General features: G+C 71.2%; 11 protein-coding genes. 8 read left to right on the top strand and 3 right to left on the bottom strand.

What is annotated here, in order from left to right; translation table 11 throughout:
- Nucleotides 1-145: 145 nt before the first annotated feature.
- Together V7E45_RS21335 and V7E45_RS21330 are read left to right on the top strand one after the other, a co-directional pair.
- Entirely contained in the window at nucleotides 146-1,051 is a 906-nt protein-coding gene (locus V7E45_RS21335; protein WP_333775797.1) for a metallophosphoesterase family protein, read from the top strand.
- Entirely contained in the window at nucleotides 999-1,679 is a 681-nt protein-coding gene (locus V7E45_RS21330) for a 4'-phosphopantetheinyl transferase family protein (protein WP_333775796.1), read from the top strand. The genes V7E45_RS21335 and V7E45_RS21330 overlap by 53 nt, the downstream gene beginning before the upstream one ends.
- 22 nt (nucleotides 1,680-1,701) lie before the next feature.
- Here V7E45_RS21330 and V7E45_RS21325 read toward each other — a convergent pair whose 3' ends face one another.
- The 3 genes from V7E45_RS21325 to V7E45_RS21315 all read right to left on the bottom strand — a co-directional run bounded on the left by V7E45_RS21325 (nucleotide 1,702) and on the right by V7E45_RS21315 (nucleotide 3,656).
- Nucleotides 1,702-1,929, bottom strand: coding sequence for a hypothetical protein (locus V7E45_RS21325; RefSeq protein ID WP_333775795.1), 228 nt, complete (start codon nucleotides 1,927-1,929; stop codon nucleotides 1,702-1,704).
- A 486-nt stretch (nucleotides 1,930-2,415) separates the two neighbouring features.
- Nucleotides 2,416-2,967 (bottom strand): toxin-antitoxin system, toxin component, encoded by a 552-nt coding sequence (locus V7E45_RS21320; protein WP_333775799.1) that lies wholly within the window; start codon nucleotides 2,965-2,967, stop codon nucleotides 2,416-2,418.
- A gap of 32 nt (nucleotides 2,968-2,999) precedes the next feature.
- The gene (locus V7E45_RS21315; protein ID WP_333775794.1) at nucleotides 3,000-3,656 is read right to left on the bottom strand and encodes a helix-turn-helix domain-containing protein; all 657 of its coding nucleotides are present in this window, start codon (nucleotides 3,654-3,656) and stop codon (nucleotides 3,000-3,002) included.
- Between the two features lie 241 nt (nucleotides 3,657-3,897).
- On the opposite strand from V7E45_RS21315, the gene V7E45_RS21310 reads away from it, so the two are divergent.
- The 6 genes from V7E45_RS21310 (at nucleotide 3,898) to V7E45_RS21285 (ending at nucleotide 10,653) form a co-directional block, all read left to right on the top strand.
- A complete protein-coding gene (locus V7E45_RS21310) occupies nucleotides 3,898-4,569 on the top strand; it encodes an MmyB family transcriptional regulator (RefSeq protein ID WP_333775793.1) in 672 nt (223 codons plus the stop codon).
- A 134-nt stretch (nucleotides 4,570-4,703) separates the two neighbouring features.
- Complete coding sequence (locus V7E45_RS21305) at nucleotides 4,704-5,702, top strand: LacI family DNA-binding transcriptional regulator (RefSeq protein ID WP_333775792.1); 999 nt, start codon at nucleotides 4,704-4,706, stop codon at nucleotides 5,700-5,702.
- Between the two features lie 129 nt (nucleotides 5,703-5,831).
- On the top strand, nucleotides 5,832-7,178 hold the full coding sequence (locus tag V7E45_RS21300; RefSeq protein ID WP_333775791.1) for an ABC transporter substrate-binding protein: 1,347 nt from the start codon (nucleotides 5,832-5,834) through the stop codon (nucleotides 7,176-7,178).
- Between the two features lie 5 nt (nucleotides 7,179-7,183).
- Nucleotides 7,184-8,140: a carbohydrate ABC transporter permease gene (locus tag V7E45_RS21295; RefSeq protein WP_333775790.1), complete on the top strand. Its 957-nt coding sequence runs from the start codon at nucleotides 7,184-7,186 to the stop codon at nucleotides 8,138-8,140.
- Nucleotides 8,137-9,012 (top strand): carbohydrate ABC transporter permease, encoded by an 876-nt coding sequence (locus V7E45_RS21290; RefSeq protein WP_333775789.1) that lies wholly within the window; start codon nucleotides 8,137-8,139, stop codon nucleotides 9,010-9,012. The genes V7E45_RS21295 and V7E45_RS21290 overlap by 4 nt, the downstream gene beginning before the upstream one ends.
- A 33-nt stretch (nucleotides 9,013-9,045) precedes the next feature.
- Complete coding sequence (locus V7E45_RS21285; RefSeq protein WP_333775788.1) at nucleotides 9,046-10,653, top strand: glycoside hydrolase family 13 protein; 1,608 nt, start codon at nucleotides 9,046-9,048, stop codon at nucleotides 10,651-10,653.
- The last annotated feature ends 50 nt before the right edge of the window (nucleotides 10,654-10,703 follow it).

The following is a 10,703-nucleotide window of genomic DNA, read 5'->3' as shown; positions in this document are numbered from 1 at the left end:
CCGCCCGACCCTTCGCCCCGTTCGGCGCCCGACCGTTCACGCTGTCCGCCTCGACCGTTCACCCCGACCGGCCCGGTCGCCCTTGTCCCAGGCCGGTGAATGTGTTGTCGTGGTGCTGACGGATCATCGGAAAAAGGGGTGCGGGGTGGAGTCGACGGCCGGGGCCGGACAGCTACTGGCCATCAGTGACCTGCACGTCTCCTATCCGGAGAACCGTGCGCTCGTCGAGGAGATGCGCCCGCACACGGACGACGACTGGCTGATCGTCGCCGGGGACGTGGCGGAGACCGTCGAGGACATCCGCTGGACCCTCGCCACCCTCGCGGGCCGTTTCCGCAAGGTGCTGTGGGCACCCGGCAACCACGACCTGTGGACCCACCCGAAGGACACGGTCACCCTGCGCGGCGTCGCCCGTTACGAGCACCTCGTCGCCCTGTGCCGGGAACTCGGGGTCACCTCGCCGGAGGACCCGTACCCGGTGTGGGAAGGACCCGGCGGCCCGGTCGCCGTCGCCCCGCTGTTCCTGCTGTACGACTACTCGTTCCTGCCGCCCGGCTGCGCGACCAAGGAGGAGGGCCTGGCCTACGCGGAGGGCACCGGCATCGTCTGCAACGACGAGTACCTGCTCCACCCCGACCCGTACCGCACGCGCGAGGAGTGGTGCCGGGACCGCGTCGCCCGGACCGAGCGCAGGCTCGCCGCGCTGCCCGACGACCTGCCCGTGGTCCTCGCCAACCACTATCCGCTCGACCGGCACCCGACGGACGTGCTCTGGCACCCGGAGTTCGCCATGTGGTGCGGCACGGCCCTCACCGCCGACTGGCACAGCCGGTTCCGTGTCGAGACGATGGTCTACGGCCATCTGCACATCCCGCGGACCACCTGGCACGAGGGTGTCCGCTTCGAAGAAGTGTCCGTGGGGTATCCCCGCGAATGGCGCAAGCGCTCCGCACCCCCGGGGCAGCCGCGCCGCATCCTGCCGATGGAGGTCGGACCCGGTGATCGAGGAGCTGCTCCCGGAGTCGGTGGTGGCCGTGGAGGCGTTCGGTGACGAGAAGTCGGAGAACGCCACGCTGTACCCCGATGAGGAGCGGATCGTGGCCCGCGCGGTGGACAAGCGCCGCCGGGAGTTCACGGCCGTACGGGTCTGCGCCCGGCTCGCCATGGAGAAGCTCGGCGTGCCGGCCCAGGCCGTGCCGACCGGCGAGCGCGGCGCCCCGACCTGGCCGCCGGGCCTGACCGGCAGCATGACCCACTGCGAGGGCTACCGGGCCGCGGCCCTGGTCCGCGCCGGGGACCTCGCCTCCCTCGGGATCGACGCCGAGGTCCACGCGCCGCTGCCGGACCAGGTGTTCGAGAGCATCGCGCTGCCCGCCGAGCGGCGGCGGCACCGCGCGCTGAGCGCCGGCCTGCCCGGCGTCCACTGGGACCGGCTGCTGTTCAGCGCCAAGGAGTCCGTGTACAAGGCGTGGTTCCCGCTGGCCCACGCCTGGCTGGACTTCTCCGAGGCCGACATCGAACTGGTCACCCACGCCGGGTCGGGCAGCCGCGGCGGCTTCCGGGCCAGGCTCCTCGTGCCCGGGCCGCTGGTGGGCGGCGTACGGCTGAGCGCGTTCGACGGCCGCTGGCTCGTCGCGGACGGTCTCGTGCTAACGGCGGTGACCGTCCCGCACCGGTGAGCGGGACGGCCCCTCGCCCCGCTCACTCCCGGGGGCACCAGTGGCTGAGCAGCCGGAAGAACTCCTCCTCGTTGCCCGCCAGTCCCGCCCGCGTCAGCGCCCCGTCGGCCTCGGCGAGCACGACGGGTGGCACCACGACGGGGCCGCCGCCGTCCGGTGGCCCGTCGAAGGCGGCGCGCACGGTGTGCAGCAGCCGCAGGTAGGCCTGGACGGCGGTGCGTTCGCGGTCGGTCAGTACGGCGGTGGGCATCGGTCGGCTCTCCCCGGTTCGGCGTCACGGTCACGCGCCCTGCGGCGCCGTGCACCGAGTCGTACGGCGCACGTGTCCAGCTTGCCGCCCGCCACTGACAACGCCTGCGCGCACTGCCATGGTTCGCCCGCTCAGCGGAGGAAACCCCGTCCGCTCAGCGGAGGGAAAACCCTGTCCGCTCAGCGGCGGGAAAACCCAGCTGGGCCTGCGCCGATATGGATGCCTCAGCCTCCGGCCCGTGGTCCCCGGCTTCCCGACCTCCCGGCCCGCCGGTCTCCTGCCCCGACTTCCGGGCCCGCCGGTCTCCTGGCCGGCCTCCCCGCGTACCGGATACCTGGTCCCCTCGGCTCCCCTCGGCTCCGCGCCCCATCCTGCCGGTACCCGTCCCTGTGGCGCCTCGCCCTCGCTGACGCCCGCTCCTTGGCGTCGCCCGGCCCCTGCCGGAGCAGTCCTTGCCGACGTCCCCGCCGTGTCCCCGCGGTCCCCTCAGCCCTGGGGCCCCGGGTAGCCCAGGGACGCCCCGATGCGGCCCGCCACGTCGTCCCGCTGGATCGGGCCGCGCAGGCCCGAACCGGTTATCCGGGTACGGCACTTGCTGGCGAGGAGGAGGCCGAAGGTCTCGGCCTCGCGTTCCTCGGCCTGGTCGAAGCGGGTGCGGGCGGCGACCCGGAGGACCGTGGCCTGGAGCGCGGCCTGGTCGGTGTCGTCGCCCAGCAGCCGGGTCGCCACGCCGGCTCCGGCGCCGACACCGGTGACGTGGTGGCCGCGGTGGTCGGCCTGCATGTGCCACAGTTCGTGACCGAGGATCACCAACTGGTGGTCCGGTGCGGTGCGTTCCTCCACCACGACCAGGTCGCGGTCGGTCATGTCCAGCCACAGGCCGCTGGCCGTGCCGGGCGGGAAGACGGCCGTACGGAAGTGCACGGGGCGGCCGCGGCGGTGGCTCATGGCTCCGCAGAGCGCGCGGTACACCTCGTGCGGCGGGGCCGGGGCGGGCAGGGCGAGCCCCCCGACCAGTTCGGCGCACAGCCGGCGCATGTCCTTGCCGATGCCCACGGTCCTCCCCCGGCTCACGAATCGGGCCGCTTGACGCTCTCCAGGAGCATGTCGAGCCACTCGGCGACCTTGTCCCGGTGCTGGTCGGTGGGCAGTTGCGCGGCCCGCCAGGCGATCCCGCGCACCCCGTGGTCCTGGAGCAGCCGCTCCAGCGGGTCCTCGGCCGACTCGGCCGCGGCCCGCTCCCGGTCGGCGAGCTTCTGCAACAGGTCCTGCTCGGTGCGCTGCAGTGCGCCGGCCAGTGCCTCCGGGTCCTCGGCCGTGAGGAAGCCGGCGTGCACGCGGAAGAACCGCTGCAAGGCGTCGCAGTGCTCCATGGTCGGCCGGCGGTCGCCGTTGATGAGGGCGCCGGCCTGCTGCCGGGACATGCCGGCGCCGTCGGCGATCTCCTGCTGGGTGTACTTGCGGCCGCCCGGTTTCAGCCGGGTGCGGCGCAGCAGGTCCAGGCGCTGCAGGAAGCGGGCCTGGACGTCGGGCTCGCCCGCGGGGCGGCCGACCAGCAGGGCGTTGACCACCGGCTCCGGGACGCCGCAGGCGACGGAGAGCCGGCCGACGTCGAAGACCTCGGACTGCGGCACGCCGAGCCGGTCGGCGAGCGCGGTGACGCGGGCGACGACGGCCGGAAGCTGAGCGGTTTCCGTGGCGCCCGGATCCTCGTAGCCATCCGTCACCGACAGAACTCCTACGTCTCTCGAGGGATTCAGGGGGCGTCCGTGTTTCTTCACAAGCGGTTGCGTGAACTTCCCGGAGAGTAGCGGGTGCTTCGAACTCACATCCAGGTCTCGCCACAACTGTGGCGAATTTCAGCCGTCAACCGGCATGAAATGCCACGATAGTTGACATGGCTCTCGTCGGGGCAGCAGGATCGCATCGCCACGTGAAGGGCGCAGAGGCAAGAGGGGTGACCTCCCGATGGCACATCAGGCAGGAGGGCGGTGGCCGGCGCCGCGGTCCGTCCCCGAGAGCCGCGGGGCCCAGGCGTACCTCCAGGACTGCGCCACGCTGCTCGACGCCGTCGCCTTCCCGTCCCTGGTCGTCGACCACTGCTGGAACGTGGTGATGGCCAACGGTGCCTTCGAGACCCTCTTCCGCGGGGTGCGACCCCATCCGACGGCCCTGCCCGGGGACAACTTCCTGCGCTTCGTGCTGTTCCACCCGGACGCCGGTGACATCCTCGGCGAGCACGAGCCGGGCTGGTGCCTGCCGATGCTCGCCCATTTCAGGACCGCCCTCGAGCGTTACGGCCACGACCACGAGCTCCAGGCCGTGCGCCGCGACATCGCCCAGGACCCGATCATGGAGGCCGCCTACCGGCAGGGTCTGCCGCACTGGATCCGGGCCGTCGGCGAGGCCGGGACGCGGCTCGACGGCGCCGTGCGCCTGCTGCTCCACCCGGACCCGCGCCGGGGGCCCACCGAGTGCCGGATCGTCGACGAGACGCCGCCGACCCTGGCCGAGATCGGTCTGACCCGGCTGACGATGGTCCTGCGCGACCCCCGCCGTCCGGCCGCCGTCGCGCGCCGGCCGCGACGGCCGCGGGGTGCGGGCGCGCACCTGACGGTCGTCCCGGCCGCCGAGGACTGACCCGGCTCCGTCGGCGTTCAGGTCGCCGACGGGGCCGGGCCGGAAACACCCCCTGCAGGCCCGTTCGCGGCCCCGGGTACTTCCCTGACCCCGTTACGCAAACTACTTGCGTAAATTGCGATACGCTTGCGTGCATGACGCGACGACTTGCGGAAGTGGCGAAGAAGGTCGGGGTCAGCGAGGCCACGGTCAGCCGGGTGCTCAACGCCAAGCCCGGGGTCTCCGACGCCACCCGGCAGGCGGTGCTGACCGCCCTCGACGTTCTCGGCTACGAGCGGCCCACCCAGCTGCGCGGCGAACGCGCCCGGCTCGTCGGCCTGGTCCTGCCGGAGTTGCAGAACCCCATCTTCCCGGCGTTCGCCGAGGTCATCGGGGGTGCGCTCGCCCAGTTGGGACTCACTCCCGTGCTGTGCACCCAGACCAAGGGCGGGGTCTCGGAGGCGGACTACGTCGAGCTGCTGCTCCAGCAGCAGGTCTCCGGCGTCGTCTTCGCCGGCGGGCTGTACGCCCAGGCCGACGCGCCGCACGACCACTACCGGCTGCTCGCCGACCGCAACATCCCGGTCGTGCTGGTCAACGCGGCCATAGAACACCTCGGTTTCCCGGCCGTGTCCTGCGACGACGCCGTCGCCGTCGAGCAGGCGTGGCGGCATCTCGCCTCCCTCGGGCACGAGCGCATCGGCCTGGTGCTCGGCCCCGGCGACCACATCCCCTCGGCGCGCAAGCTGGCCGCCGCGCGCGCCGTCGCGGCCGACCTGCCGGACGAGTTCGTGGCGCGCGCCATGTTCTCCATCGAGGGCGGCCACGCCGCCGCCTCCCGGCTGATCGACCAGGGCGTCACCGGCATCATCTGCGCCAGCGACCCGCTCGCCCTGGGTGCCGTGCGCGCGGCCCGCCGCAAGGGGCTGGACGTCCCCGGGCGGATCTCCGTCGTGGGCTACGACGACTCGGCCTTCATGAACTGCACCGAACCCCCGCTGACCACCGTCCGCCAGCCCATCGAGGCCATGGGCCGTGCGGCGGTCGAGCTGCTGAACGTGCAGATCGGGGGCACCGCCGTGCCCGCCGAGGAGCTGCTGTTCGAGCCCGAGCTGGTGGTGCGCGGTTCCACCGGGCAAGCGCCCCGCACGTGAGATCGAAAAAGATCCGTCCTGCTGCCAAATAATTTCAGATTCTGCGCGACATCTTGCGGCATGGTGTTGACGGTGCTTGAGTGTGCGACGCCCACAGCTCCTGCCTTGAGTGCCATGAGGGGTCCACCGATGAGACACACCGGGTTCCGCCGTACCTTCGTCGCGATCGGCGTCTGTTCCTCGCTCGCCCTCGCCGCGACCGCCTGCGGGTCGGGCGACGACGACACGGCCAGCGGCAAGACGCGCATCACGGTCAACTGCGAGCCGCCCAAGAGCGCCAAGGTCGACCGGAAGTTCTTCGACGACGACACCGCCGCCTTCGAGAAGCAGAACCCGGACATCGACGTCGTCGCCCACGACGCGTTCCCCTGCCAGGACCCGAAGACCTTCGGCGCCAAGCTCGCCGGCGGGCAGATGGAGGACGTCTTCTACACGTACTTCACCGACGCCCGGCACGTCGTCGCCATCAACCAGGCGGCCGACCTCACGCCGTACCTCAAGGACCTCAAGAGCTACGACACCATCCAGAAGCAGCTGCGCGACATCTACACGGTGGACGGGAAGGTATACGGCATACCGCGGACCGGATACTCCATGGGGCTGATCTACAACCGCAAGCTGTTCCAGAAGGCCGGTCTCGATCCCGACAAGCCCCCGGCGACCTGGGAAGAGGTCCGCGCCGACGCCAAGAAGATCGCCGCGCTCGGCGGCGGCACCGTCGGCTACGCCGACTACAGCGCCCAGAACCAGGGCGGCTGGCACTTCACCGCCGAGCTGTACTCCCAGGGCGGTGACGTGGTAGGTGCCGACGGCAAGGCCGGCGTCGACACCCCCGAGGGCCACGCCGTGCTGCAGAACCTGCACGACATGCGGTGGACCGACGACTCGATGGGCAGCAAGCAGCTCCTCATCATCAACGACGTCCAGCAGATGATGGGTTCCGGCAAGCTCGGCATGTACCTCTCCGCGCCCGACAACATCCCGATCCTGGTCAAGGAGAAGGGCGGCGACTACAAGGACCTGGCCCTCGCCCCCATGCCCGGCGGCAAGGGCACCCTCATCGGCGGCGACGGCTACATGTTCAACAAGAAGGACACGCCCGCGCAGATCCGCGCCGGCCTGAAGTGGCTCGACCACATGTTCCTCACCCCCGGCAAGGGCTTCCTCGGCGACTACGCCCGCGCCAAGAGGAACGACGCGCCCGTCGGCCTGCCCGAGCCGCGCCTGTTCACCGGTGCCGCGGACGCCGAGGACCAGCAGGTCAAGAAGGCCAACGCCAACGTCCCGGTGGAGAACTACCAGGCGTTCCTCGACGGCAATCATCAGCTCCGGATGAAGATCGAGCCGCCCAACGCCCAGCAGATCTACTCCGTCCTCGACAGCGTCGTCTCGGCCGTCCTCACCAAGAAGGACGCGGACATCGGCCAGCTCCTCAAGGAGGCGTCCGCCAAGATCGACAGCATTCCCCGGAGCTGACCGCCATGACGAAGACGGCCGAGCGGCGTCCGATAGCGGACGCCGCCGTCCACCGGGTCCCGGCGCCGCCCCCGGTAGGGGGCCGGAGGCGGCGCCGCCTCCTCGACCAGGCCCGCGCCTACGCCTTCCTCCTCGGCGGACTGATCTGCTTCGCCCTGTTCTCCTGGTACCCGGCGATCCGCGCGGTCGTCATCGCCTTCCAGAAGTACACGCCGGGCTCGGAGCCGCAGTGGGTCGGCACCGCCAACTTCACCCGGGTGCTGCACGACCCCGAGTTCGGCGCGGCCTGGCGCAACACGCTCACCTTCACCCTGCTCGCCCTGCTCATCGGGTTCGTGGTCCCCTTCCTCCTCGCCCTCGTCCTCAACGAACTCAGGCACGCGAAGGCGTTCTTCCGGGTGGTGGTCTACCTGCCGGTGATGATCCCGCCGGTGGTCAGCGCCCTGTTGTGGAAGTGGTTCTACGACCCCGGGGCCGGCCTCGCCAACGAGACCCTGCGCTCCCTGCACCTGCCGACGTCGAACTGGTCCAACGGCACCGACACCGCGCTGATCTCCCTGGTCATCGTGGCCACCTGGGCGAACATGGGCGGCACCGTGCTGATCTACCTCGCCGCCCTGCAGTCCATCCCGGGCGAGCTGTACGAGGCCGCCGAACTGGACGGGGCGAACCTGCTCCAGCGCATCCGGCACGTCACGGTGCCGCAGACCCGGTTCGTGATCCTGATGCTGATGCTCCTTCAGATCATCGCCACCATGCAGGTGTTCACCGAACCGTTCGTCATCACCGGCGGCGGACCCGAGAGCGCCACGGTCACCGTGCTCTACCTCATCTACAAGTACGCCTTCCTCTACAACGACTTCGGCGGCGCCTGCGCGCTCAGCGTGATGCTTCTCGTCCTGCTCGGCGCCTTCTCCGCCCTCTACCTGCGGCTCACCCGCACCGAGGGGGACACCGCATGAGCACCCGCACCCTGATCTCGCCGGCCACCCTCGCCCGCCCGCGCGGCAAGGCGGTCTACTGGACGGTGTTCGCGGCCGTCGTCATCCTCTTCGCGATCGCCTTCCTCTTCCCGGTCTACTGGATGGTGACCGGGGCGACGAAGTCCCCGGACGAGGTGGCCCGGACCCCGCCGACACTGGTCCCGCACCACTGGCACCTGGGCGGCTACACCGACGCCTGGGAGCTGATGGACCTGCCGCAGCACCTGGGGAACACCCTGGTGCAGGCGGCCGGCGCCTGGGCGTTCCAGCTGGTGTTCTGCACGGCCGCCGCCTACGCCCTGTCCAAGCTGCGGCCGGCCTTCGGCAAGGTGATCCTCGGCGGCATCCTGGCCACCCTCATGGTCCCGGCCCAGGCCCTGGTCGTACCGAAGTACCTGACCGTCGCCGACCTGCCGCTGATCCACACCAGCCTGCTGAACGACCCGCTCGCCATCTGGCTGCCGGCCGTCGCCAACGCCTTCAACCTCTACCTGCTCAAACGATTCTTCGACCAGTTGCCGCGCGATGTGATGGAGGCCGCCGAGATCGACGGCGCGGGCAAGCTGCGCATCCTGTGGTCGGTCGTGCTGCCGATGTCCCGACCCGTCCTCGGGGTGGTGTCGATCTTCGCGCTGGTCGCGGTGTGGCAGGACTTCCTGTGGCCGCTGATGGTCTTCTCCGACACCGACAAGCAGCCGATCAGCGTGGCCCTGGTCCAGCTCTCGCAGAACATCCAGCTCACCGTGCTCATCGCCGCGATGGTGATCGCCAGCATTCCGATGGTGGCGCTGTTCCTCGTCTTCCAGCGGCACATCATCGCCGGGATCAGCGCGGGCAGCACCAAGGGCTGACGCCGCCGCCCCGTCTACAGAAAGGCAAGCTCCGTGGGACAGCCCAGCCCTGCCCAGAAGGACCGCGACTGGTGGCGTTCCGCCGTCATCTACCAGGTCTACGTCCGCAGCTTCGCGGACGGCGACGGCGACGGCACCGGCGACCTCGCGGGCGTCCGCGCCCGGCTGCCGTACCTCGCCGAACTCGGCGTGGACGCCCTGTGGTTCAACCCCTGGTACCTGTCACCGATGAAGGACGGCGGGTACGACGTCGCCGACTACCGGGCCGTCGACCCGGCCTTCGGCACCCTCGCCGAGGCGGAGAAACTCATCGCCGAGGCCCGCGAGCTGGGCATCCGGACCATCGTCGACATCGTGCCCAACCACGTCTCCGACCAGCATCCCTGGTTCCGGGCTGCGCTCGCCGCCGGGCCCGGCAGCCCCGAGCGCGAGCTGTTCCACTTCCGGCCGGGCCGCGGCGAACACGGCGAACTGCCGCCCAACGACTGGCCGTCGCAGTTCGTCGGCTCCACCGAACCGGTGTGGACCCGCCTCCCCGACGGCGACTGGTACCTGCACCTGTTCACCCCCGAGCAGCCGGACCTCAACTGGGCCCACCCGGCGGTGCGCCAGGAACACGAGGACATCCTGCGCTTCTGGTTCGAGCGCGGCGTAGCCGGTGTCCGCATCGACTCCGCCGCGCTGCTCGCCAAGGACCCGGAACTGCCCGACCTCGCCTCGCGGCCCGACCCGCACCCGTTCGTCGACCGCGACGAACTCCACGGCATCTACCGCTCCTGGCGGCGCGTGGCCGACGAGTACGGCGGCGTCTTCGTCGGTGAGGTCTGGCTCCCCGACGCCGAGCGCTTCGCCCGCTACCTGCGCCCGGACGAACTGCATACCGCGTTCAACTTCGCCTTTCTCTCCTGCCCCTGGGAGCCCGGCCGGCTGCGCACCGCCATCGACACCACCCTCGCCGAACACGCCCCCGTAGGAGCCCCGCCCACGTGGGTGCTGTGCAACCACGACATCACCCGCACGGTCACGCGCTACGGCCGCGAGGACACCGGGTTCGACTTCGCCACCAAGGCCTTCGGCACCCCGACCGACCCCGTGCTCGGCACCCGGCGGGCCCGCGCGGCCGCCCTGCTGTCCCTGGCGCTGCCCGGCGCGGTGTACCTGTACCAGGGCGAGGAACTGGGGCTGCCGGAGGCCGAGATCCCGGTCGACCGCATACAGGATCCGATGTACTTCCGCTCGCAGGGAACCGACCCCGGCCGGGACGGCTGCCGGGTGCCGTTGCCCTGGGTCGCCGCCATGCCGTACGCGGGATTCGGCGCGCAGCAGGAGCCCTGGCTGCCGCAGCCCGCCGACTGGCCCGCGTACGCGGTCGACCGTCAGCAGCGGGACCCCGGCTCCATGCTCCGCCTCTACCGCGAGGCCATCGCCGCCCGTCCGGTCTTCGGCGACGGCCCGCTGACGTGGCTGCCCGCCCCCGACGGTGTCCTCGCCTTCGCCCGCACCGGGGGAGCGGTGTGCGTGGTCAACCTCGCGCCCGAGCCCGTCGACCTCCCCCCGTACTCCCGACTCCTGCTCAGCAGTGGCCCACTGGACGACACGGGCCGGCTGCCACAGGACACGGCGGCCTGGCTGCAGGCCTGAGCCGCCGGGTGCGCCGGACCTGGCCCAGCGGGGTCCGGCGCGCCGCACGG

This window comes from Streptomyces sp. IBSBF 3136, assembly GCF_036815105.1.
In the GTDB taxonomy this organism is placed as follows: Bacteria; Actinomycetota; Actinomycetes; order Streptomycetales; family Streptomycetaceae; genus Streptomyces.
The sequence above is the reverse complement of the archived record's forward strand: the minus strand, read 5'-3'. Positions and strand labels throughout refer to the sequence as shown.

Coding starts and splice junctions, on each gene's coding strand:
- V7E45_RS21325 (WP_333775795.1), bottom strand. CDS start 1,929: ATGCCCACCGCCGTACTGACCGACCGCGAACGCACCGCCGTCCAGGCC.
- V7E45_RS21320 (WP_333775799.1), bottom strand. CDS start 2,967: ATGCGCCGGCTGTGCGCCGAACTGGTCGGGGGGCTCGCCCTGCCCGCC.
- V7E45_RS21310 (WP_333775793.1), top strand. CDS start 3,898: ATGGCACATCAGGCAGGAGGGCGGTGGCCGGCGCCGCGGTCCGTCCCC.
- V7E45_RS21305 (WP_333775792.1), top strand. CDS start 4,704: ATGACGCGACGACTTGCGGAAGTGGCGAAGAAGGTCGGGGTCAGCGAG.
- V7E45_RS21300 (WP_333775791.1), top strand. CDS start 5,832: ATGAGACACACCGGGTTCCGCCGTACCTTCGTCGCGATCGGCGTCTGT.
- V7E45_RS21295 (WP_333775790.1), top strand. CDS start 7,184: ATGACGAAGACGGCCGAGCGGCGTCCGATAGCGGACGCCGCCGTCCAC.
- V7E45_RS21290 (WP_333775789.1), top strand. CDS start 8,137: ATGAGCACCCGCACCCTGATCTCGCCGGCCACCCTCGCCCGCCCGCGC.